We start from the raw sequence: 21832 nt of genomic DNA on the forward strand, positions 1-21832 counted from the left end.
TTTTTTATGCTCGCGGCTTGCCGGCGAAAACCGGCTCCGCGATGCCGCGCACGCCGGGCTGCGCGGTGAAGATGCCGCCCGCGTGGGCGTCGGTCTTGAGCGCGTCGTCGGAAAGGCCGATGCGCGCCGTCGTCACGAAAAGCGTATCGAGCGAGTCGCCGCCGAACGCGACGCAACTCGGCTGCGCGCTCGGCACCTCGATGCGCGCCGTCTCGCGGCCGTCCGGCCCGTAGCGCACCACGCGCCGCCCGCCCCACTGCGCGTTCCACAAGCCGCCTTCCGCGTCGACCGTGGAGCCGTCGGGCGCGCCGGTATCGTCGGTCAATTCGACGAACACGCGGTCGTTCGCGAGGCTCGGGTAATCGCAGACGCGAATGCGGCGCGTCGGCGTATCGCAGTAGTACAGCGTCGTGCCGTCCGGACTGAACGCGGTGCTGTTGTTGATCGCGCACTGCCCGAGCGGCAGGCGCTCTAGCGACAAATCCAGGTTCAGCCGATAGTAAGCGCCGAGCGGCTGTGCGTCGTCCACGTCGTGCTTCGTGCCGAACACGAAGCGCCCTTCGCGGTCGCAGCGGCCGTCGTTCAGGCGCGTCGGCAGGCCGGCTTCCACTTCCGTGATCGTCTCGATCTTGCCCGTCGAGAACTGGAAGAACGCGAGCCGCGACGCGAGCCCGAGCAGCACGAAGTCCGGGTCCGCGCAGAGCGCGAAGCACGCGAGGCGCTCCGGCATGTCGAAGGCTTCGGTCGATCCGTCGCGCGGATCGTATCGCAGGAACCGCTTGCCTTCGATATCCGTCCAGTAGAACCGCCCGCTCGCGGCGCACCACGTCGCGCCCTCGCCGAGCGCGCACCGGCTGTCGATCAGAAGACGTGCCTCGGTTGCATCGGTTGCGCCGCTTTGGTTCATTAGACCCATCCTCCGTCGATGATGATTTCCTGCGCCGTCATCATGCTGCTATCGTCCGATGCGAGAAAGAGCGCGGCGCGCGCGAGATGCTCGGGCAGCACTTCGGCGTCGATGCACTGTCCCTGCTTGATCGCGAGCTTGCCTGCCTCGTCGAGCCACAGGCGCTTCTGCTTTTCCGTCATCACCCAGCCCGGAACCAGCGAATTCGCGCGGATGCCGAACTTGCCGAGGTCGCGCGCGAGACCGCGCGTCAGGCCCTGCACCGCCGATTTCGCCGTCACGTACACGGGCAGATTCGGGTTCTTCAGCATCCAGCTGACGGAGCCGAGATTGATGATCGAGCCGCCGCCGAGTTGCTTCATGTCGTCGACGACCGCCTGCGCCGCGAAGAACTGGTGACGGATATTCACCGCGATGCCCCAGTCGAACGATTCGGGCGTGACTTCCTGAATGGTATGACGCTTGTCGTTGGCCGCGTTGTTCACGAGCACGCCGATCGGCCCGAGCGCGCCGCGCACATCCGCGATGCCTTGGCGCAATGCGTCGATGTCCGTTAGGTCCACGCGCAGGAACATCGGGCGCGTGCGGTCCGCGCCAAGGTCCGCGCCGAGCCGGTCGGCCAGCGCCTCGCCGGCTTCGGTGTCGATATCGAAGAACGCCACCTTCGCGCCCTGATCGAAGAAATGCTCGACGAACGCCGCGCCGATGCCGGTCGCGCCGCCCGTGATGAGCACGGTCTTGCCCGCGAGGCTCGGGTAGCGCGCGAGGGATTTGTCGATGGATGTCATATGTTTCGCCGTCCTTTCAGTCGCGCGATCCGCGATTTTTCAACTGGTCTAGCAACACGGCAGCGAGCAGAATCGCGCCGCGCACGAGGTACTGATAGAACGCGTCGATGTTCAACAGGTTCATCACGTTCTCAACCGTGCCCATGATGAGCACGCCGATCACCACGCCGGAAATCGTCGCGCGGCCGCCGAGCAGCGAGACGCCGCCGAGCACGCACGCCGAAATCACGTTCAGCTCGAAACCTTGCGCCGCGTTTGGCTGTCCGGACGTGATCCGAGACGCAAGGATAACGCCTGCGAGCGCCGTTACCGCGCCCTGCACGAGGAAAATCCATACGCGCGTGCGTTCGACGTTGATGCCCGCGAGCCGCGACGCTTCCGGATTGCCGCCGATAGCAAGCGTATTGCGGCCATAAACCGTCTGGTTCAGCAACACGCCGAACACGATGAAACACGCGAGCGTGACCCAGATCGGCAGAGAAATGCCGAGCATGGTGAGGCTGCCGAGTTCGATGAACGTATCCGACGACACGCCCACCGCCTGCCCGTGCGACACGATAAAGCCGAGCCCGCGCACGATTTCCATGGTCGCGAGCGTGGTGATCAGCGCGTTGATGCGCAGATACGCGATCACCGCGCCGTTCACGAAGCCGATCACCGAGCCTGCCGCCACGGCCGCGATGATCGCGATGAACGTGTTGTTCGTCGCGTTGAGCACCATCGCGCAGAGCACGCCCGCGAACGCGATGGTCGAACCCACCGACAAGTCGAAGTCGCGCGAGGCGAGGCAGAACATCATCGTGCAGGCGACCATGCCGATCTGCGAGATCGACAGCGCGAGCCCGAGCATGTTCTCGATGGAGAAGAAGTGATCCACGGTCAGCGACATCGTGACGAACATCACGATGAAGATCACGATTAGGCTGTATTCCGTGATCTGCTGCCACCACTTCTGCTTGTCGCTTCTTTGCGGGATCAGCGCGTTCGCGACCGTTTCGCTAGCCTGTCCCACGATGTTTTCTCTGGCTTCCATGATTTCTTTCCTCAGTCCCCTTGTTCTTCCTCGTCCGCGTCGTCCTCAAGCGGCCTCGGCGACCGTCTCCGATTGCGGCAGCGCGAGGCTCAGCACCGACTGTTCGTTCGCCTGTCCGCGCGGCAATTCGCCCGCGACGCGCCCTTGCCGCATCACGACGATGCGATCGGACACGCCGAGCACTTCCGGCAGTTCCGACGAGATCATCACGATCGCGCAGCCGCGCTCCGCGAGCTGATAGATCACGTTGTAGATTTCGTGCTTCGCGCCGACGTCGATGCCGCGCGTCGGTTCATCCAGAATCACGACCTTGAGATCCGGCTCCGCGAGCCAGCGCGAGAGAATCGCTTTCTGCTGATTGCCGCCCGACAGAAAGCGGATGCGCTGACGGCGGCTCGGCGTCTTGATCTTCAGAAGCTGAATGAAGCGGTCCGCCGTCTCGGCTTCCTTCTTGCGGTCGAGAAAAAGCCCCGCGCGCAGAAAATGACGGCGGCACGAAATGTTGATGTTCTCCGCGACCGTCGCCATCGCGACGATGCCCTCTTCCTTTCGATCCTCCGGACACAGCACGATGCCGTGGCGAATCGCTTCGCCGGTGCTGCGAATCTTGATCGGCTGGCCGTCGAGCTGAATCGTGCCTTCCTTCTTCTTGTCCGCGCCGTAGATCAGATGCATGAGTTCGCTGCGCCCCGCGCCGACCAACCCGAAGAACCCGACGATTTCCCCGCGCCGCACCTCGAAGCTCACCGGCGCGGAAAGCGCCTCGCCCTGCACGTTCTGCACCGCGAAGCGCACGTCGCCCAGTTTGCGCGGACGATAGTTATAGATATCCGAGATCTCGCGGCCGACCATCTCCTGCACGAGCGTGTCGCGCGGCACTTCGGCCAAGCGCGTATGCGACGCGATCTTGCGGCCGTCGCGAAAAATGGTGCAGGCGTCGCATAGCTCGTAGATCTCGTCCATGCGGTGCGAGATATAGATGAGCGCGCGCTTGTCCGCTTTCAGGTCGCGCACGAGCTTGAACAGCACTTCGGTTTCGCGGTGCGAGAGCGACGAAGTCGGCTCGTCGAGCGCGATCACGCGCGCATTGCGCAAGAGCGCCTTGCAGATCTCGACCATCTGCCGCTGCGCGATGGAGAGCTTGCGCAGCTTAGCGTTGGGATCGAGATCGACGCCCATCGCGGCGAGCCGCTCGCGCACGTGCTTTTTCGCCGCGCGCTTGTCGACCCAGCCGAGCCGGTTCGGCAGCGCGCCGAGCAGCAGGTTCTCGGACACCGTCAGGTCCGGCACGTACTGCAATTCCTGATGAATCACCGCGATGCCCGATGCAATCGAAGCCGCGGCGCTTCCGAAATGCACTTCGCGGTCGTCGATGAGCACGCGCCCCGAATCGGGCTGATACTCGCCGCCGAGAATCTTGAGCAAGGTCGATTTGCCCGCGCCGTTCTCGCCCATCAAACCGTGTACTTCGCCGGCATTGACGTCGAACGACACGCCGTCGAGCGCGCGCACGCCTGGAAACACCTTGCCGATATTGTCAAAACGCAGCGTCGCTGACACATCGCCTCCTTGTTCTGCGCAGGCCGCGCTGTCATGCGGCCCGCCTGCTCGATGGATTTAGTTCGACGCCAGGCCCATTTGCTGACGCACCGACGACACGTTTTCACGCGTGGCGAGCATGCCCGTCGTGAGCGTGAGCGGCGGCGGCGCCTTGCCGTCCTTGATCCACGCGTACATCAGTTCGGACGTCTCTTCGCCGTGACGCTTCGGGCTGATGATGACCGTGCCGAAGAAGCCCGTCGGGTTCGGCTTCTTGAACTCGTTGAGCGCCGAATCCGAGCCGCCGATGCCGATGCCGATCATGTTGTCCGCCTTGAAGCCGCGGCCTTCCGCCGCGCGCACCGCGCCGAGCACGGCTTCGTCGTTCAGGCCGTAGGCGACCCAGTGCTTGAACTGCGGGTTCTTCGTGAGCGCGATGTTCGCCGCGTTGAACGCGTTCTCCGTGTCGGTCTTCGCTTGCGGCGCGGCGATCACGTTCGCCTTCGGGAAACCGGCGGCGAGAAGCGCGTCGGTCGCGCCGCTCGTGCGGTCGTGCGCGGTCGGCAACTGCTCGTAAGTGACGTCGATCGCGCCGACATCCTTCATGTCCCAGCCGCGCTTCTTGATTTCCGCGGCGATGCCGTCGCCCACCTGCTTGCCGATGTTGTAGGCCGAAATGCCCATGTGCGGCACCGACTCGATCGGCTTGCCGGAACCATCGACGAGACGGTCATCCACCGTCATCATCTTCAGCTTGTCGGCCTTCGCCTTCGCGACGATGCCCGGCCCGAGCTTCACGTCCGGCGTGCAGATGATGAACCCCTGCGCCTTCTGCGCGGCGAGGTTGTCGATCGCGCTCATCACCTTTTCGCCCGACGGCGCGCCGATCTTCACGAGCGTGAAGCCCTTCTCCTTGGCGGCGGTCTCGGCGAACTTCCATTCGTCCTGGAACCACGGCTCTTCCGGCTGCTTCACGAGAAAGCCGATCTTGATGTCGTCGGCGGCCTGCGCGACGGGCGCGGCGATCATCGTGGCGCTCGTGGCCGTGGCGGCGGCGATCAGCGTGAGGAACAGTCTGCGTTTCATCTTTTGTCTCCCGACTTTTTCCGTTGTCTCAAAATACCCGCGTGCGGGCGGTAAAAAGCGTGTGGCCGCGTGTCTTTCTGCGTGGATGCCGCACCGCGGCCAGTGCGTCATTTCTTTTGATTCGTACGTCTTCAGTCGTCTCAGTCGTGATAGAGCGCGCTACGGCCGCCATCGACGGTGATACAGCTCGCGTTGATGAACGGTGCTTCGTCCGATGCGAGGAACACCGCCGTCATCGCGACTTCCTGCGGCTTGCCGATGCGCTTCATCGGCTGGAGATCGAGCGTCGCCTGCCGCGCTGCCTTCGGATCGGCTTGCGAGTCCCACCAGTCCAGCGTCAGTTGCGTTTCGATGTAACCCGGCGCAATGGCATTCACGCGCACGTTGTTCGGCGCGTATTCGATGCCGAGCGCGCGCGTCAGCCCGATCACGCCGTGCTTCGCGACCGGATACGGAAAGCAGCCGGGGATGATCTTGAAGCTGTGCGTCGAGGCGATATTCACGATGCTGCCCCGGCCGCGTTCCACCATGCCCGGCAGCACCGCGCGGCAGCCGTTCCACACGCCGTCGAGATCGACGGCGAAGCAGCGCCGCCAGTCGTCGTCGGTCATGGTCAGCGGATCGCAGAACACGTTGATGCCGGCGTTGTTCACGAGCACGTCGAGCGCGCCGAACTTCTCTTCCGTTTGCGCGACGGCGTCTTTCACCGACGCGCTTTGCGTCACGTCCGTCTGCACCGCGAAGACGCGCTCGGACTGCGTTTCGTCGGCGATGCGCTTCGCCGTCTCGCGCGCCGTCTCGATGTCCAGTTCCGCGAGCACGACCGCCGCGCCTTCGCGCGCGAACGCGAGCGCGATCGCCGCGCCGATGCCGCGGCCCGCGCCGGTGACCATCGCGACTTTGCCGGCCAGCCGGTTCATCGCTTCTCACCCTTCGCGATAGCGAGCCCAGCGATAAACGCCTTCGCGTGCGATGCCGTCACGCTCGCGCTCTGTCCCGGCTTGTAGAGCGCGGACCCTAAGCCGAAGCCGTTCGCGCCCGCCGTGAGAAACGGCCCCATGTTGTCCGGCGCGATGCCGCCGACCGGCACGAGCGGCACTTCCTTCGCGATGACCGCGCGCCACGCCTTCACCACCGTCGGGCCGAGTTGCTCGGCGGGGAACATTTTCAGCACGTCCGCGCCGTTCTTCAGCGCGAGAAAACCTTCGTTCGGCGTGGCGACGCCCGGCGCGCACGCGAGTCCGTGCGCCTTCGCGGCCCGCACGACATCGCCGTCGCTGTGCGGCATCACGATCAGTTCGCCGCCCGCGTCTTTCACGTTATCGACGTAGCTCGGATGCAGCACCGTGCCCGCCCCGACGATGGCGTCGTCCGGCAGCGCCTGCCGGATCGCTGCGATGCTGTCGAACGGCTGCGGCGAATTGAGCGGCACCTCGACGATCCGAAAGCCCGCTTCATAGAGCGCGCGGCCGTGCTCGGCGGCATCGGCGGGCGTGACGCCGCGCAGGATCGCGATGAGCGGACATTGGGCGAACGCCTTCGCGAGACCGGCGTGCATCTCGTACGGCCCCGGCAGATTGATGTGAGGTTGCATCGTCGTGCTCCTTGCGTATGCGTTCGTGTGCGTTCGTATGCGTTGCGTCAGGCGGCGCTCGCGGGCGCGGTCACGAGCCCGGCTTGCGCGGCGATTCGGTACAGACCGTGTTCGGTGGCATGCGCGACCGTCTGCGCGTCCTGGCAGTCGAAACGCGCGAGCGCTGCGCGATAGCGGTCGCAGAGCGCATCGTTGCCGATCAGCCGTAGCGTCCTGCCCGCGAGCGACGACGCATCCCGCCCCAGCACTTCGTTCAGCCCGCGCAGTTCGTGGCCGATGAGCAACCCCGACAAGTACTCCGGCTGCTGTTCAGGCGTCAGTTGCCCGGTGAGTCCCAGCGTGCGCGTGCTAAAAATGGTCGCGAGCACGCCGGGATGACCGGCATCGCGCGCGGTATCGACACCGCGGATGAACGCCGCTGCGTCGGGGGCCGCGCCGTGCTGCATCGTGCGGCCGAGAATCGTGTGGTCGCGAAGCGCGCTGAACGTCTCGCCGGTCATGAAGGTGTAGAAACGCTCGATGCGGCCGTCTTCGACGAACGCCCATTTCGCATGCGTTCCGGGCAGGCCGATCAACGCGCCGCCCGGCGCGGACAGCGACGCGTCCGCCGAAAGCGCGCCGACGATCTGCGTTTCCTCGCCGCGCATCACGTTCGGCAGCACGCCGCGTTCGAGCACGCCCGGCACCACGCGCACGGTCACGCCGCGCGCCGCCGTCACGGTGACGATGCCCGCGACGAGGGCGTTGGCGTCTGCGGGCGTATCGACATACGGCGCTTCGATCCAGCCTTGCGCGCTGCCGATCATGCCTGCCGCGATCACGGGCAAGCGCGGATGCGCGTCGAGCCACGCGCCGCAGGTTTCCTCGAACGCCTCGTCGAAGCCGCCCGCGGGCAGCTTCATGATGCCTGCCGACGACGCGCGGGTGTCGAGCGCCGTGGCGTCGTCGCCGAGCAGATAGGCGCGCAGGGACGTGGTGCCCCAGTCGAGCGCAATGAGAGCGGGCGCGGTCATCGCTTGATCCTGCGATTGGCCTGCGGCGCGCGCCAGCCGAGTTCTTCGGAGATCGAGCGCGCTTCGCGCTGCACGACCGGGATCAGTTCTTCCATGCGTTCGTCCGGCATATAAGGGATGGTGCTCGCGACAGAAAGCGCCGCGACGATCGCGCCCGACGCATCGCGCACGGGCGCGGCGACGCAGCGAATCGACGCCTCGTTTTCTTCGAGGTCGAAGGTGTAACCGCCTTGCGAATAGCGCGTCATGCGCTGAAGAAACGTATCGACGTCCGGGCGGTTCTCCGGCTTGAAGCTCGTGCGGGCGAGCGCCCGGTGCGAGGCGTCGAGCAGCTTCTTCCACGCGTTGGCTTCGAGGTCGAGCATCATCGCCTTGCCGATGCCCGTCGATGCGAGCGGCATGCGGTGCCCGACGCGCGAACGCATTTCGAGCCCGCGCGTGCCGGGAATCTTGTCGATGTAGAGCACGTCGTCGCCGTCGCGCACGCCCAGGTGAATCGTGTCGTGCGTATGCTGCGCGAGCGCCTGAAGATGCGGACGCGCGACCGCCGTCAGCGGCATCTGTTCGAGCGCAATGGTGCCGAGTTCGATCAGCTTCGGCCCGAGCAGATAGCCGCCCTGCACTTGCCGCAGATACCGCGCCTGCACGAGCGAGCTCACGAGCCGGTGCGTGGTGCTGCGCGTCGTGCCGAGCGCCGCGCTGAACGAGCGCAGATCGCGCGCGCCGTTCGCGGCCGCTTCCAGAATCGCCAGGCCGCGCAGCAGCGTCTGCGTGCCGGCCTGCTGCGGCGTGACATCGACGAGCGCGCTCGGCAGCGCGATGGCGTCGGCGTCGCGGCGGCCGGTTTCGCGCGCTCGGGCGTCGTTGGCGGCTAGGCCATTGTCCGTATCGGCATGCTGGAGCTTGGTCATGTCGATCACCCCTCGATGGGCGAGCAAGACGGCGCGCGCTTTTCGCGTGAGGCGGATGAATCGTGCGGCGCGACCCGCGAGCGCGGGCAGGCGATCGAATGCATGACGTGTCTCCGGTTTTGTTCTTGTTGGCGCGAGGCGTCTTGGCCTCTGCAGTGCCTTCTGGCGATGTCGTCGAAGGCTTGGACGGATTGTAGTTCCGGCTATCTCGAATCTTCAATATGTGACCGCGCTGTTCACATAATGGGAGTCTAGCTGACAACGGAAAGCGACGCGCCAACAAAAAAAGCCCTGACGGATCAGGGCCTTATCGAGTTTAGCGACGCGAGCTAAATTCTATTCCGGCAGTTCGGCGGCGCCCATTCGCCGGGCGATGACGCGCGCCCGCATCGTCAGATACGCCGAATTGCGATGGTCGTCGAAGTACTTCGGGCGCGGCAGCATCACGGCGAGGCGCGCGCTCTGTCCCGCCGTCAACTTGGCCGCCGACGTCTTGTAGTAATAGCGCGCCGCCGCTTCCGCGCCGTAGACGCCGTTGCCCCACTCCACCGAATTCAGATAGACCTCGAAGATGCGTTCCTTGGTCCACCAAAATTCGAGCATCCACGTAATCACCAACTCCTGCGCCTTGCGGATATAGCTCTTCTCGCGCGATAAAAACAGATTGCGCGCGAGTTGCTGCGAGATAGTCGAGCCGCCCGCGACTATCTTTCCGCGCGACTTGTTCTTCTCCCACGCCTGCAAGATGGCGTCGGTTTCGTAGCCATTGTTATTGACGAAGTTCGCATCTTCGGACGCGATGATCGCGCGCTTCAAATTGCGCGAGATCTGGTCGTACGGCACCCACGTGCGTTGCAGCGCGATGCCGGGATGCGTCTTCGCGAGCGTCCACGCGTCGGCGCGCATGAAGGCGGTCGAACCGGGATTGATCGCCGTCCACACGCCGATCTGAAGGAAGAAGTAGAGCTGCGTCGCGAGAATCGCGATGAAGAACACGGATATGCCGTACGCGATCCATCGCGCAGGACCGAGCCGCACCGCGCGGCGCGTGGGCCGGTCGCTCGGCGACGTGCGGCTGTGGCCGGGCGCGGTGGTCATCAGGCTTTTGCCGTCAGTGTCTGACGCAGTTCGCGCAGCACCGCGCCGCCGTCCGGGCGCACGCCGCGCCAGATGAAGAACGATTCGGCGGCCTGTTCGACCAGCATGCCGAGACCATCGGCCGCGCGCGCGCCGAGACGCTCCGCGTGCTGCATGAAGACCGTCGGCTTCGGGCCGTACATCATGTCGTAGGCGAGCGTGCCCACGCCGAAAGCGGCATCGTCGCATTCGGGCAGCGCGGCGTCGAGGCTGCCGGCCGTCGCGTTCACGATCACGTCGTAGCGCGTCTTTTCGATGCTGTGGGCGCCGCCGCCCGACAGGCGCACGTTCGCCTCCTGCGCGGCCTGCGCGAATTGCCCGACGAGTTGCTGCGCCTTCGCCGCCGTGCGATTGACGATGACGAGCGACGCCGGCCGCCGGTCGAAAATCGGCAAGACGACGCCGCGCGCCGCGCCGCCCGCGCCGAGCAGCAGCACGCGCGCGCCTTGCAGACTCACGCCGAGATTCGCTTCGATGTCGCGCACGAGGCCGACGCCGTCGGTGTTGTCGCCGCGCACGCCGTCCTCGGTGAACGACAGCGTGTTGACTGCGCCGGCTGCCGCCGCGCGCGGCGAGAGCGAATCGGCGAACGCGTGGGCGTCGAGCTTGAACGGCACGGTCACGTTCATGCCGCGTCCGCCCGACGCGATGAACGCTGTGACCTCCCGCTCGAAGCCGCCGAGCGGTCCGAGAATGCGCCCGTATTCGACCGCTTCGCCGGTCTGTTCCGCGAAGCGCGCGTGAATCCACGGCGACTTGCTGTGCTCGACCGGATTGCCGATCACCGCGTACCGGTCGCGCGGCTGCGGCGCGTTCATGCGTTCGGCTCCTGTGGCTGCGGCGATGCTTCCGCCGATTCATCCGCCGATGCCTCCGCCTGCGCTTCGGCTTCGCTTTCGGCGCTGAGGTCGTCGGCTTCGATGATTTCTTCCTCGGCTTCGTCTTCTTCGACCGGCGCGGCGGCGGACGGCGCGTCGATCACGTGCAGCAGACGGCACGACGCTTCGACGGTCAGTTCATCGATCGACACGACTTCCAGCATCACCCGCGTGCCGCGCGCATGCACGCCCAGGCCGGGCACGTGCAGAATCAGCGGGATTTCCTCGAAGCGCACGAGGTCGTCCTTCACCACCGACGCCGGAACCTGCCGCTTGTTCTCCTGCTTCAGCCAGCGCAGACACCAGAAGTACTCCATGCGGCGCTGATGATCCGCGTAAGCGGTGTACGTATCGTCGAAGCCTTGCACGACGGCGAACAGGTCCGCGTCCTTCGGCTTGAACGGCGCGGCGAGCTTCGCGGTCACGCCGTGCTGCACGCACGCGAGCAGTTGCCACTGATTGACCAGATCGACGTAACGGCGCAGCGGCGACGTGCTCCACGCATATTGCGCGACGCCGAGGCCTTCGTGCGGCGCGGGCGTCGTCTGCATGCGCGTGCGCTTGGGGCCCGGACCGCCGAAGCCGCGCTGCGAGCGGTAGATGCCCGGCACGCCGTGATCGTTGAGAAACGCGCCCCACGACGAATTCGCGAGGATCGCGAGTTCCGCCACGATCAGGTCCAGCGGCGATCCGCGACGGCGCGGCGTGATGGTGATGTGCTCGCCTTCGACGTAGAAGTTGAAGTCGTTGTTGCGCTGCACCTCGCGCTTGAGGCCGTACGTCGCGCGGGCTTGCTGGCGCTTTTCGAAAAGCGCCTGCGCGAGCGGCCACAGTACGGCGATGTCTTCCTTGTGCGGATAATCGCCCGTGCCGGCGGCGAGGCTTTCTTCGGTGACATGCTCGTCGAGATGGTTGTGGCGCAGATTCGACTTGATGAACACGCGCTCGGCCCGCGTTTCGCTCGCGACGATGTCCTGCGTCTCGCGATTCACGATGATGTAGAGCGACAGCGCCGGCCGCAGTCCGCCCTCGCCGAGCGTGAACACATCGACGACGTTGTCGGGCAGCATCGTGATCTTGTCGCCGGGCATGTAGACCGTCGAAAGACGGCTGCGCGCGATCGAATCGATGGTGTCGCCCCGCGCGATGCCGAGCGCCGGCGCCGCGATATGCACGCCGATGCGCACGCGCCCGTCCGCCAGATGCTGCACGGAGAACGCATCGTCGATTTCGGTGGTCGTCACGTCGTCGATGGAGAACGCTTCGACGTCCGCTTCGGGCAGGTCTTCGGGCAGCCGCGCGGGCTGCACGGACGGGAAGCCGACGCCATGCGGGAAGTACTCGGCGAGGAAACGCGCTTCGTGCAACTGGCGCGCGGACGCAATGCCGCCGCATTCGAGCATGAGCCGCGCCTGCGAAATGCCGCGCGCGGCCGCCGCCGCTTCGAGCGCCTTGTATTCGATGGAATTCTTGTCCGGCTTCGTCAGAAGACCGATGGCCTTGTCCTTCAGCGCCTCGGGCAGCTTGCCCGCCTTCAGTTCTTCTTCGTAGCCCGCCTGCACGAGCGCCTGCTGGCGCTTGCGCTCCAGCGACGCGAGCGCCATTTGCAACTGCTCCTGCGGCGCGCGCTGATACTGCCCGCGCCCCTTGCGACGGAAGTACACCGGCGCGCCGTGCATGCGCAGCACGAGCGCGGCGCGCTCGCTCGGACCGAACTTGTCGCCGAAATAGTCCGCGCCGAGCGCGGTGAACGGAAACTCTTCCTCGGGCGCGCATTCCCACAGGAAATCGAGGTCGATGTCCTGCGCGATGGCGTCGGCTTCCTGCATCAGATCGGCGGCGGCGGGCTTTTCGAATTCGATCAGCACGTCTTTCGCGCGCACCTTTGCGCGGCGTCCGCCCGGCAACTCGACCTGGAACGCGTCGCCTTGTTTCGACAAGACCGAGCCGGCCTTGAAACTACCCGATTCCTCGAAGAAAACGTTCACTCAATACTCTCGTAAGACGGTGGACCGGACGCGGCATGCGCCGGTGGATGAATGAGGCGTCATGCCGCCGCGGGCGCGACGGCCGCACGCGGCGACTGATCGCAGAACGCGAGCACGTCGCCGAGATAGTCCGCGAAGTCGCTGATCGCGTGGTTGCTGCCTTGAATCAACGTGGTGCGCACGCCGGGATAGCGCGCGAGCATCGTGCGGTAGTCGATCACTTCGTCGCCGGTCGCGGCAATCAGAAAGTAGCGCTCGGGCCGCGTGATGGCATCGACGGCGAGCGCGCGCAGTTCGTCCAGATGGCGCGGCAATACGGTGATGCTGCCGCCGCCGTGCCACAACGGCTGTTCGCCGAGGTACGCGCTCAGGTCCGACTGCGGCACCACGGCGGGATTGAGCAGCACCGCGCGCCAGCCGTGCTTTTCTGCGAGATAGGTCGCGTAATAGCCGCCGAGCGAACTGCCGACGACGGTGACATCGTCCGACGCCGCCGTGCTCGCGATGGTTTCCGCCAGCGCGATGGCGTCGCACGGCGATACGGGCAACACCGGGCACTGCCATTCGCTCAACCGGCCAAGTTCCGCGAGCCGCGCACGCATGGCGCGCGCCTTGAACGATTGGGGAGACGAGCGAAAGCCGTGCAGGTAGAGGATCACGCGGGGCCTCGTGTCGTGGTGCCGGACTCACGCGCGGAAAGTGCGTCGAGCAGTTTCTGATGCACACCGCCGAAACCGCCGTTGCTCATGACGAGCACGTGGTCGCCGGGGCGCGCGGCGGCGGTGACTGCCTTCACGAGCGGGTCGATTTCGTCGAAGGCGTGCGCCTTGTCGCCGAGCGGGGACAGCGCCTCGGCCAGATTCCAGCCGAGCTTGTCGCGGCCTTCGCGCGCGCCATAGCCGAAGACGACGTCCGCGCCGGCAAGGCTCGCGGGCAGTTGCGCCTTCATCGTGCCGAGCTTCATGGTGTTCGAGCGCGGTTCGAGCACGGCGAGAATGCGCGCGTGACCCGAATCGCCGATGCGCGTGCGCAATCCCGCCACCGTCGTTTCGATGGCGGTGGGATGGTGCGCGAAGTCGTCGTAGACCGTGACGCCGTCGACGCTGCCCTTCACTTCCATGCGCCGCTTCACGTTGCGAAAGCTCGCGAGCGACTTCGCCGCCTGCGCCGCCGGCACGCCGACCGAGCGCGCCGCCGCGATGGCCGCGAGCGCGTTCATGCGATTGTGCTCGCCCTGCACTTGCCAGTCGACCACGCCCTGACGCTCGCCTTGCCAGTAGACAGCGAACTGTTCGTCGACGGTCGCACCGTCCTCGGCGGGTAGGGCCTGCCAGCCGCCCTCGACGCCGAAGCGCTCGACGCCCGACCAGCAGCCGCGCGACAGCACGCGCTCGAGCGCCGCCTCGCGCCCGTTCGTGACGATGCGGCCCACGCCCGGCACCGTTCGAACGAGGTGATGAAATTGCGTCTCGATAGCCGCGAGATCCGGGAAGATATCGGCGTGATCGAATTCGAGATTGTTGAGCACCGCCGTGCGCGGGCGGTAGTGAACGAACTTCGAACGTTTGTCGAAGAAGGCGGTGTCGTACTCGTCGGCTTCGATCACGAAGAAGCTCGAATCGGTCAGGCGCGCGGAAATGCCGAAGTTGAGCGGCACGCCGCCGATCAGAAAGCCCGGATTCATGCCGGCGTCTTCCAGCAGCCACGTGAGCATGGAACTCGTCGTGGTCTTGCCGTGCGTGCCCGCGACCGCCAGCACCCACTTGCCCGCGAGCACATGCTCGCCGAGCCATTGCGGGCCCGACGTGTACGGCAGGCCGCGGTCGAGAATCGCTTCCATCAGCGGATTGCCGCGCGACACCACATTGCCGACGACGAAGAGGTCCGGCGCGAGTTCGATCTGCTCGGCCCCGAAGCCTTCGATCAGTTCGATGCCTTGTGCTTCGAGCTGGGTGCTCATCGGCGGATAGACGCCGGCGTCGCAGCCGGTGACCTTGTGTCCGGCCTCGCGCGCCAGGACGGCGAGACCGCCCATGAAGGTGCCGCAGATGCCGATGATGTGGATGTGCATAAAGCGTGTCGCGCCGCGCGGGCGATGGAGTGCGGAAAACTGGAACGGCGCACCACGGATAAAAGCCGTGCGGGAGTGCGCCCGGAGGCGCATATTGTAACCGAGCGCGCCCGCCGCCCTGAGGCCAAGGCTGCCACGGCCGCCGCCCCGCCGGACGCCCAGACGTTATCTAGTATGATGCCCCCATGGTTCGCAAATCACATATCGATCCGCAGCGCGTGCGCGAGGAAATCGCGATCGCGGCCGCGAGAATGATCGCCGAAGACGGTCTCGACTACTCCACCGCCAAGCGCAAGGCGGCGCGGCTCGTGGTGGGCGAAAGCAAGATCGGCGGCGAGTTTTTGCCCGACAACGATCAGATCGAAGAGGAAATCCGCGAATATCAGGCGATTTTCCAGAGCGACAGCCAGCCCGCCGTGCTGCGCCGCATGCGCGAAACCGCGCTCGAATGGATGGAGCGCCTGAAGCCCTACGATCCGTATCTGACCGGCGCGGTGCTCAACGGCACAGCGGGCGAGCATTCGGATATCCATCTGCAATGCTTCTGCGACAACCCGAAGGAAGTCGCAATCTATCTGCTCAATGCCAATATTCAATACGACGTCTCGGAGACGCGGCACTTCGCGGGGCGCGGTTATGTGGAGACATTGAGCTTTCTGCATCGCTTGCGCGGCGAGGAGCCGATCGGGGTCCACATCGCGCTCTACACCACCGTGGATCTGCGCGGCGCGGTGCGCGCCGACGGACGCGGCCGGCTCGCCCGCGCGAACGCCGCCGCCGTGCGCGCGCTGCTCGATCAAACCGACGATCCGGATCGCCCGCCGCTTTACATTGGCGAGTGAAACGGCAAGGCGCTTTCAATCTCACCTCCATGAACAGCACACGTATCCTCGCGGCCCTGGCGGTCGCCATCGCCGCGACGGTCGGCGGCTTCTACGCAGGTCATCTGTTTACCGGCAACGACACCGAAGCCGCGACGCAGCCGAGCGGCAACGCCGTCGATCAACTGTGGAAGATCACGCCGCCCGCCGCGTCCGGCACATCGCAACCGCTCGCGGCGTACAAGGGCAAGCCGGTCGTCGTGAACTTCTGGGCGTCGTGGTGCGGACCGTGCGTCAAGGAAATGCCGACGCTCTCGGCCTTGCAGCGCGAGTATCAAAAGAAGGGCATCACGTTCATTGGGCTCGGCGTCGACAGCGAGAAGAACATCAACGACTTCTTAAAGAAGGTCCCGGTCGACTATCCCGTCTACGTCACCGGCTTCGGTGGCGCGGACCTTGCGCGTAGCTTCGGCAACAACGCGGGCGGGCTGCCGTTCACCGTCGTCATCGACAGCAAGGGCGTGGTTCACTCGACCAAGCTAGGCGAAGTCAACGAAGCGGAACTGCGCCACACGCTCGACGCGCTGTAAAAATTCGCTGCGACTTCGGCTGACGTTCGCACGATTAAGCAGCAAGTTGCCGGACGTTTGCTGTAATTTCTCTGTTTGGCTGCGATAATGTCGGGTCGCACGCGCGAACGAGCACGGTCTGTCGCGCTGTAAAACTAGACAAAATTCTCTAAACGGCGCTAAAGTGCGCCGAATTCCGCACAACCCGAAGCGACCATGACTATTGCGCCGGCGCAGCAAGGCCACGTAGCCGCCCGTTTAGCCGCCCGCGAAAGCGGCGCTGGCCGAGCCACCGCGCCCCATACGACAGGTCGCACCGCCGCCAGTTTCGCCGCGGGCGCGCTGCGCCACACGCCCGCGCGCACCGGATGATGGCCGCGCCGGCACGCGGCTGACGCTCAGAACACACCCACAAATCAAGTCAAGCACCGGGCAGTCCCGGTCTCCAAGTATTGAAAGGGGATTTTTCGATGGACCTTCGTAAACTGAAAACGCTGATCGACCTCGTCTCGGAATCCGGCATCTCGGAGCTGGAAGTGACGGAGGGCGAAGGCAAGGTTCGCATCGTCAAGAACGCGGCGCCCGTCTATATGCAGGCGCCGCAGCAATACGCGCCGCAAGTGCAGGCGCAAGCCGCGCCGAGCGCATCCGCATCGGGCGATGCCGGCGCGAGCGCTGGCGCCGCCGCGAGCGCCGCCGCGCCGCAGGGCCACGTCGTGACGTCGCCGATGGTCGGCTCGTTCTACCGCGCGCCGTCGCCGGGCGCCGATCCTTTCGTGCAGGTCGGCGATACGGTCAAGGAAGGCCAGACGCTGTGCATCATCGAAGCCATGAAGCTTCTGAACGAAATCGAATCGGACAAGTCCGGCGTCGTGAAGGAAATTCTTGTCGAGAACGGTCAGGCGGTCGAGTACGGCCAGCCGCTCTTCGTGATCGGCGACTAAGCGCGTCGGGCCGTGCGCCGGACGCTTCGCTCCGGTCCGCCCGGCTTCACCGCGCCGGCGCGCGCCATCCGGAAGCATCCGGACGCGCGCGCCGCCGATTCGAATCCCGAGGGCCGCTCGCGCGTGCCCGTTGATGAGCCGACCCACTGCCATGTTTGAAAAAATCCTCATTGCGAACCGCGGCGAAATCGCGCTTCGCATCCAGCGCGCGTGCCGCGAACTGGGCGTCAAGACAGTCGTCGTCTATTCAGAGGCCGACAAGGAAGCGAAGTACGTCAAGCTCGCCGACGAAGCCGTCTGTATCGGACCGGCACCGTCGAATCTGTCGTATCTGAACATGCCTGCGCTCATCAGCGCGGCCGAAGTCACCGACGCCGAAGCCATCCACCCCGGCTACGGCTTTCTTTCCGAGAACGCGGATTTCGCCGAGCGCGTCGAGCAATCCGGATTCACGTTCATCGGGCCGCGCCCGGAGACCATTCGCCTGATGGGCGACAAGGTCACCGCCAAGCAGACCATGATCAAGACCGGCGTGCCGTGCGTGCCGGGTTCGGAAGGCGCGTTGCCGGAAGATCCGAAAGAGATCGTGAAAATTGCGCGCGCGGTCGGCTATCCCGTCATCATCAAGGCGGCGGGCGGCGGCGGCGGTCGCGGCATGCGCGTGGTCCATACCGAAGCGGCGCTCGTCAACGCGGTGAACATGACGCGCGAAGAAGCGGGCCGTGCGTTCGGCAATCCGCAGGTCTACATGGAGAAGTTCCTGGAGAACCCGCGGCATATCGAGATTCAGGTGCTGTCGGATTCGTTCCGCAACGCGCTGTGGCTCGGCGAGCGCGACTGCTCCATGCAGCGCCGCCACCAGAAGGTGATCGAGGAAGCGCCGGCGCCGGGCATCGCGCGGCGGCTGATCGACCGCATCGGCGACCGCTGCGCCGAAGCGTGCAAGAAGATGGGCTATCTCGGCGCGGGCACGTTCGAATTCCTGTACGAGAACAACGAGTTCTACTTCATCGAAATGAACACGCGCGTGCAGGTCGAGCATCCGGTGACGGAGCTGATCACGGGCGTCGATATCGTGCAGGAACAGATCCGCATTGCCGCCGGCGAGAAGCTCACGCTGCGCCAGAAGGACATCCAGTTCCGCGGCCACGCGATCGAATGCCGCATCAACGCAGAAGATCCGTTCAAGTTCACGCCGTCGCCGGGACGCATCACGTCGTGGCACGCGCCGGGCGGCCCGGGCATTCGCGTCGATTCGCACGCGTACAACGGCTATTTCGTCCCGCCGAACTACGATTCGATGATCGGCAAGCTGATCTCGTACGGGGCGACGCGCGAACAGGCGATCAACCGCATGCGCATCGCGCTGTCGGAAATGGTCGTGGAAGGCATCTCGACCAACATTCCGCTGCACCGCGAACTGATGATCGACGCCAAGTTCGTCGAAGGCGGCACGAGCATCCACTACCTCGAAAACAAGCTCGCCGCGCGTCAGGCGGCGGTGGCCGAAGAGTCCTGAAGCGCCTTGGCAGAGAAGCGAGCATGAGTTACCGGGAACTGATCGCCGAGCTAGACCGCGAGCACGCGGAGGCGCTATCGGATGCGCTGCTGGACATGGGCGCGCTCTCGGTGTCCGTCGAGGACGCCGACGCCGACACGCCCGACGAGCAGCCGCTCTTCGGCGAGCCCGGGCTCACGCCCGAGCGCAGCGCGTGGAAGCGTTCGCGCGTGGTCGCGCTGCTCGGCCAGGACGCGGACCCGGCCGTGCTGCTCGCCGCGGCGTCCAACGACATCGGCTTGCAGGCGACGCCCGCGTTCTCGGTGCGCGAAGTCGAGGAGCAGGACTGGGTGCGTCTGACGCAGGCGCAGTTCGATCCGATCGCCATCGGCGAGCGCATCTGGGTCGTGCCGTCATGGCACGACGCGCCCGATCCCGACGCCCTCGTGCTCGAACTCGATCCAGGTCTCGCGTTCGGCACGGGCAGCCATCCGACTACGCGCCTGTGCATGGAGTGGCTGGAGCAATCGGTGAAACCGGGGCAGTCGTTGCTGGACTACGGCTGCGGCTCCGGCATCCTCGCCATTCTCGCGAAGAAGTGCGGCGCGAATCCGGTGTATGGCATCGACATTGACCCGCAAGCGGTCGAGTCCGCGCGCCAGAACAGCGAGCGCAATCACGCGGACGTCACCTACGGCCTGCCCGACGACTGCCCCGCCGGCGAGTTCGATATCGTGGTCGCCAATATCCTCTCGAATCCGCTGAAACTCATGGCCTCGATGCTCGCCGCGAAGGTGAAACCGGGCGGGCGGATCGCGCTGTCGGGCATCCTCGCGCGCCAGGCCGACGAGGTCGCGGCGGTCTATGCGAAGTGGATCGACATCGGCGTCTGGCGCGAGCACGAAGGCTGGGTCTGCCTTGCCGGAACGCGGCGCGAAAGCCTTTAGAATAGCGCCATCGTCACCGTTTCGGCCGTGAGGCCGCTGGCACTTTCCACTGGCACTTCCTATGGCGCTGGCTACCCGCTGCCCACACTGCGAAACCGTCTTCAAGCTCGATCCGCATCTGCTCGCGCCGCATGACGGGCGGGTGCGTTGCGGCCATTGCCAGGAAGTTTTCGACGCCGCGCACCATCGGTTCGAGTTGCCGGACGAGTCGGCCGAAGCCGACGAAGCGCAGCACGCCGCGCTGATCGATGATGAAGTCGCGGTCGGGCCATTGACGTTCTCGTCGTCGAAAAAGGAAGCCACGAGCGTGCCGCCCACGCTGGCAGTGCCGCGTCAGCTCGATCTCGGCAACAAGTCGGCCGCGAAACCCTTCGCGCCGCCCCCGGCGAAAGAAGACAACGATCCGACCGTGCATGCGAACGCGCCGGCGTTCGCTGGCGCGCCGATGCCGCCGCCGCCCGAACGCAATGTGTCCCGCAACGTGCCGCGCAAGGACGCCGCGAACGAACCCGACGCCGAGCCTGTCGTCGAACCGGTACCGCTCGGCCGGGTGAAGCCGGTGGCCGTGTCCGGCGCGCCGCTCAACGACGACGCACCCGCGCCGCCCGCCAGAAGCGAAGCGCCGAGGCGTCCCGAACCCGCGCCGCCGCCCTCGCGCTTCGTCGATCCGCTCGACGACCGCGCGGAGCCTTTCATCGGTCCGGCGCAAAACCGGCCCGAACCGCCGCGCGCGCGCCCCGCCGCTGCCCCGACTCCGACCCCGACGCCGGCTTCCGCATGGGACGAGGACGAGCCCGGCTTCGGCGCGCGGCCGGCCGGTCTCGGCACCGCGCACCCGCCGAGCGCCAACGAAGCGTTTCCGGTCTCGCGAGAGCCGCTTATCGAGACGACGCAACCGAGCAAGCCCGCGCGTAAGGGCTTGCGTGCGCTCGGTATCGTCATTGCAGTCTTGCTCGCGTTGCTGCTCCTGGTCCAGTTCGCCTGGTGGCAACGCGAAACGATCATGGTGAATGTCCCCGGCTCGCACGCGTTCTACGTCAATATCTGCGACCAGGTCGGCTGCACGATTTCGCCGCCGCGTTACATCTCCGGTTTGCAGATCGAGAGTTCCGGCTTGCGTCAGGTGGACGGCCCGCACAAGCTCGAACTGAAGCTCATGCTGCGCAACCGCTCGGACGTCGCGCTCGCCTATCCGGCGCTCGAACTCACGCTGCTCGACGACAAGAGCGACGTCGCCATTCGCCGCGTGCTGTGGCCGCAGGATTACGCGCGACCGGGTACGATATTCGCCATCGGCCTTCCGCCGCAAAGCGCGCAACCGGTCGTCGTCCGGCTCGATACGGGCGATGCCGTCGCCGCGAATTACCGGGTGCAGGTCTTCTATCCGTGACCGGATAGCGGCGCGAGCGCCCGGCTTTCCAAGACGCGACCCGGCAGCAAGAGCCGGTCGCACAGTTCCCGTCAGCATCTGACACATCCTCTGGAGCGCAACATGAGTCAAGTTACCCTCGGTGGCAACCCGATCGAAGTCAGCGGCACGTTCCCGAGCGAAGGACAGCAAGCGCCCGCGTTCACGCTCGTCGGCGCGGATCTCGGCGATATCACGCTCGCGAGCTTCGCGGGCAAGCGCAAGGTGCTGAACATCGTGCCGAGCCTCGACACGCCCACATGCGCCACGTCGACGCGCAAGTTCAACGAAGCGGCCGGCAAGCTGGACAACACCGTGGTGCTCGTCGTCTCCGGCGACCTGCCCTTCGCGGCCAAGCGTTTCTGCACGACCGAAGGTCTCGCCAACGTGGTGACGGCCTCGACGTTCCGCGGCCACGAGTTCGCTCAGTCGTACGGCGTCGACGTGACGAGCGGCCCGCTCAAAGGGCTGACCGCGCGCGCGGTCGTCGTGCTGGACGAAAACGACAAGGTCGTGCACGCCGAACTCGTGCCGGAAATCAAGAACGAGCCGAACTATGATTCAGCGCTCGCCGCACTGAAGTAAAGTGCATCGACGGACCGCTGCGGCGGTCCGCATACGGGGCGCGGCGGTCTTTCGGTTCGACCGATGCCAACGCCGCCGCGCGCCGTATGCGCTACTCTTCCTTCGCGCCTAACCA

At 65.6% G+C, this 21832-nt stretch carries 21 protein-coding genes; 7 read left to right on the forward strand and 14 right to left on the reverse strand.

Annotation, left to right across the window (positions count from 1 at the left end; genetic code table 11):
• Positions 1-4: 4 nt before the first annotated feature.
• The 14 genes from NCR34_RS11710 to mpl all read right to left on the reverse strand — a co-directional run bounded on the left by NCR34_RS11710 (position 5) and on the right by mpl (position 14945).
• Positions 5-916: an SMP-30/gluconolactonase/LRE family protein gene (locus tag NCR34_RS11710; RefSeq protein ID WP_250499969.1), complete on the reverse strand. Its 912-nt coding sequence runs from the start codon at positions 914-916 to the stop codon at positions 5-7.
• Complete coding sequence (locus tag NCR34_RS11715; protein ID WP_250499970.1) at positions 907-1695, reverse strand: SDR family NAD(P)-dependent oxidoreductase; 789 nt, start codon at positions 1693-1695, stop codon at positions 907-909. The genes NCR34_RS11710 and NCR34_RS11715 overlap by 10 nt, the downstream gene beginning before the upstream one ends.
• Positions 1696-1711: 16 nt before the next feature.
• Positions 1712-2728, reverse strand: a complete 1017-nt coding sequence (gene araH / locus NCR34_RS11720) for an L-arabinose ABC transporter permease AraH (RefSeq protein WP_206467031.1) — start codon at positions 2726-2728, stop codon at positions 1712-1714.
• A gap of 45 nt (positions 2729-2773) precedes the next feature.
• Entirely contained in the window at positions 2774-4288 is a 1515-nt protein-coding gene (gene araG / locus NCR34_RS11725) for an L-arabinose ABC transporter ATP-binding protein AraG (protein ID WP_206467032.1), read from the reverse strand.
• Positions 4289-4345: 57 nt separating this feature from the next.
• The gene (locus NCR34_RS11730) at positions 4346-5353 is read right to left on the reverse strand and encodes an arabinose ABC transporter substrate-binding protein (RefSeq protein ID WP_206467033.1); all 1008 of its coding nucleotides are present in this window, start codon (positions 5351-5353) and stop codon (positions 4346-4348) included.
• A gap of 140 nt (positions 5354-5493) precedes the next feature.
• On the reverse strand, positions 5494-6273 hold the full coding sequence (locus NCR34_RS11735) for an SDR family oxidoreductase (RefSeq protein WP_250499972.1): 780 nt from the start codon (positions 6271-6273) through the stop codon (positions 5494-5496).
• On the reverse strand, positions 6270-6947 hold the full coding sequence (locus NCR34_RS11740; protein WP_250499974.1) for a 2-dehydro-3-deoxy-6-phosphogalactonate aldolase: 678 nt from the start codon (positions 6945-6947) through the stop codon (positions 6270-6272). The genes NCR34_RS11735 and NCR34_RS11740 overlap by 4 nt, the downstream gene beginning before the upstream one ends.
• 47 nt (positions 6948-6994) lie before the next feature.
• Positions 6995-7960 (reverse strand): 2-dehydro-3-deoxygalactonokinase, encoded by a 966-nt coding sequence (locus tag NCR34_RS11745; RefSeq protein WP_250499975.1) that lies wholly within the window; start codon positions 7958-7960, stop codon positions 6995-6997.
• Positions 7957-8871 (reverse strand): IclR family transcriptional regulator, encoded by a 915-nt coding sequence (locus tag NCR34_RS11750; RefSeq protein ID WP_241269802.1) that lies wholly within the window; start codon positions 8869-8871, stop codon positions 7957-7959. Before NCR34_RS11750 ends, NCR34_RS11745 begins: the two co-directional genes overlap by 4 nt.
• Positions 8872-9207: 336 nt before the next feature.
• Positions 9208-9969, reverse strand: coding sequence for a monofunctional biosynthetic peptidoglycan transglycosylase (mtgA, locus tag NCR34_RS11755; protein WP_250499977.1), 762 nt, complete (start codon positions 9967-9969; stop codon positions 9208-9210).
• Positions 9969-10826 carry a shikimate dehydrogenase gene (gene aroE / locus NCR34_RS11760; protein ID WP_250499979.1) on the reverse strand — a complete coding sequence of 286 codons (858 nt, stop codon included), beginning with the start codon at positions 10824-10826 and terminating at the stop codon, positions 9969-9971. The genes mtgA and aroE overlap by 1 nt, the downstream gene beginning before the upstream one ends.
• Positions 10823-12874, reverse strand: a complete 2052-nt coding sequence (locus tag NCR34_RS11765) for a ribonuclease catalytic domain-containing protein (RefSeq protein ID WP_250499980.1) — start codon at positions 12872-12874, stop codon at positions 10823-10825. The genes aroE and NCR34_RS11765 overlap by 4 nt, the downstream gene beginning before the upstream one ends.
• Before the next feature lie 59 nt (positions 12875-12933).
• Positions 12934-13533, reverse strand: a complete 600-nt coding sequence (locus NCR34_RS11770) for a YqiA/YcfP family alpha/beta fold hydrolase (RefSeq protein WP_248320517.1) — start codon at positions 13531-13533, stop codon at positions 12934-12936.
• The gene (gene mpl, locus NCR34_RS11775; protein WP_250499981.1) at positions 13530-14945 is read right to left on the reverse strand and encodes a UDP-N-acetylmuramate:L-alanyl-gamma-D-glutamyl-meso-diaminopimelate ligase; all 1416 of its coding nucleotides are present in this window, start codon (positions 14943-14945) and stop codon (positions 13530-13532) included. Before mpl ends, NCR34_RS11770 begins: the two co-directional genes overlap by 4 nt.
• Before the next feature lie 185 nt (positions 14946-15130).
• Between mpl and NCR34_RS11780 the strand changes: the two genes are divergently transcribed.
• The 7 genes from NCR34_RS11780 to tpx all read left to right on the forward strand — a co-directional run bounded on the left by NCR34_RS11780 (position 15131) and on the right by tpx (position 21717).
• Positions 15131-15787, forward strand: a complete 657-nt coding sequence (locus NCR34_RS11780; RefSeq protein WP_250499983.1) for a UDP-N-acetylmuramate--alanine ligase — start codon at positions 15131-15133, stop codon at positions 15785-15787.
• A 29-nt stretch (positions 15788-15816) separates the two neighbouring features.
• Entirely contained in the window at positions 15817-16356 is a 540-nt protein-coding gene (locus NCR34_RS11785; protein WP_250499984.1) for a TlpA family protein disulfide reductase, read from the forward strand.
• A 449-nt stretch (positions 16357-16805) separates the two neighbouring features.
• A complete protein-coding gene (accB, locus tag NCR34_RS11790) occupies positions 16806-17279 on the forward strand; it encodes an acetyl-CoA carboxylase biotin carboxyl carrier protein (RefSeq protein WP_175945107.1) in 474 nt (157 codons plus the stop codon).
• Positions 17280-17430: 151 nt separating this feature from the next.
• The gene (gene accC / locus NCR34_RS11795) at positions 17431-18798 is read left to right on the forward strand and encodes an acetyl-CoA carboxylase biotin carboxylase subunit (RefSeq protein WP_248320520.1); all 1368 of its coding nucleotides are present in this window, start codon (positions 17431-17433) and stop codon (positions 18796-18798) included.
• 23 nt (positions 18799-18821) lie between these two features.
• Positions 18822-19724: a 50S ribosomal protein L11 methyltransferase gene (prmA, locus tag NCR34_RS11800; RefSeq protein WP_250499986.1), complete on the forward strand. Its 903-nt coding sequence runs from the start codon at positions 18822-18824 to the stop codon at positions 19722-19724.
• A 61-nt stretch (positions 19725-19785) separates the two neighbouring features.
• Positions 19786-21114 (forward strand): zinc-ribbon and DUF3426 domain-containing protein, encoded by a 1329-nt coding sequence (locus tag NCR34_RS11805; RefSeq protein WP_250499988.1) that lies wholly within the window; start codon positions 19786-19788, stop codon positions 21112-21114.
• Positions 21115-21216: 102 nt separating this feature from the next.
• Positions 21217-21717, forward strand: coding sequence for a thiol peroxidase (tpx, locus tag NCR34_RS11810; protein ID WP_175945115.1), 501 nt, complete (start codon positions 21217-21219; stop codon positions 21715-21717).
• Positions 21718-21832 lie beyond the last annotated feature (115 nt).

The organism is Caballeronia sp. GAWG1-5s-s (assembly GCF_023631445.1).
Classification (GTDB): Bacteria; Pseudomonadota; Gammaproteobacteria; order Burkholderiales; family Burkholderiaceae; genus Caballeronia.

Excerpts from the sequence above, each read along its gene's own strand:
- NCR34_RS11710 (WP_250499969.1), bottom strand. The coding sequence starts at position 916 with ATGGGTCTAATGAACCAAAGCGGCGCAACCGATGCAACCGAGGCACGT.
- NCR34_RS11715 (WP_250499970.1), bottom strand. The coding sequence starts at position 1,695 with ATGACATCCATCGACAAATCCCTCGCGCGCTACCCGAGCCTCGCGGGC.
- araH (WP_206467031.1), bottom strand. The coding sequence starts at position 2,728 with ATGGAAGCCAGAGAAAACATCGTGGGACAGGCTAGCGAAACGGTCGCG.
- NCR34_RS11730 (WP_206467033.1), bottom strand. The coding sequence starts at position 5,353 with ATGAAACGCAGACTGTTCCTCACGCTGATCGCCGCCGCCACGGCCACG.
- NCR34_RS11735 (WP_250499972.1), bottom strand. The coding sequence starts at position 6,273 with ATGAACCGGCTGGCCGGCAAAGTCGCGATGGTCACCGGCGCGGGCCGC.
- NCR34_RS11740 (WP_250499974.1), bottom strand. The coding sequence starts at position 6,947 with ATGCAACCTCACATCAATCTGCCGGGGCCGTACGAGATGCACGCCGGT.
- NCR34_RS11745 (WP_250499975.1), bottom strand. The coding sequence starts at position 7,960 with ATGACCGCGCCCGCTCTCATTGCGCTCGACTGGGGCACCACGTCCCTG.
- NCR34_RS11750 (WP_241269802.1), bottom strand. The coding sequence starts at position 8,871 with ATGACCAAGCTCCAGCATGCCGATACGGACAATGGCCTAGCCGCCAAC.
- mtgA (WP_250499977.1), bottom strand. The coding sequence starts at position 9,969 with ATGACCACCGCGCCCGGCCACAGCCGCACGTCGCCGAGCGACCGGCCC.
- aroE (WP_250499979.1), bottom strand. The coding sequence starts at position 10,826 with ATGAACGCGCCGCAGCCGCGCGACCGGTACGCGGTGATCGGCAATCCG.
- mpl (WP_250499981.1), bottom strand. The coding sequence starts at position 14,945 with ATGCACATCCACATCATCGGCATCTGCGGCACCTTCATGGGCGGTCTC.
- NCR34_RS11780 (WP_250499983.1), top strand. The coding sequence starts at position 15,131 with ATGGTTCGCAAATCACATATCGATCCGCAGCGCGTGCGCGAGGAAATC.
- NCR34_RS11785 (WP_250499984.1), top strand. The coding sequence starts at position 15,817 with ATGAACAGCACACGTATCCTCGCGGCCCTGGCGGTCGCCATCGCCGCG.
- accB (WP_175945107.1), top strand. The coding sequence starts at position 16,806 with ATGGACCTTCGTAAACTGAAAACGCTGATCGACCTCGTCTCGGAATCC.
- accC (WP_248320520.1), top strand. The coding sequence starts at position 17,431 with ATGTTTGAAAAAATCCTCATTGCGAACCGCGGCGAAATCGCGCTTCGC.
- prmA (WP_250499986.1), top strand. The coding sequence starts at position 18,822 with ATGAGTTACCGGGAACTGATCGCCGAGCTAGACCGCGAGCACGCGGAG.
- NCR34_RS11805 (WP_250499988.1), top strand. The coding sequence starts at position 19,786 with ATGGCGCTGGCTACCCGCTGCCCACACTGCGAAACCGTCTTCAAGCTC.
- tpx (WP_175945115.1), top strand. The coding sequence starts at position 21,217 with ATGAGTCAAGTTACCCTCGGTGGCAACCCGATCGAAGTCAGCGGCACG.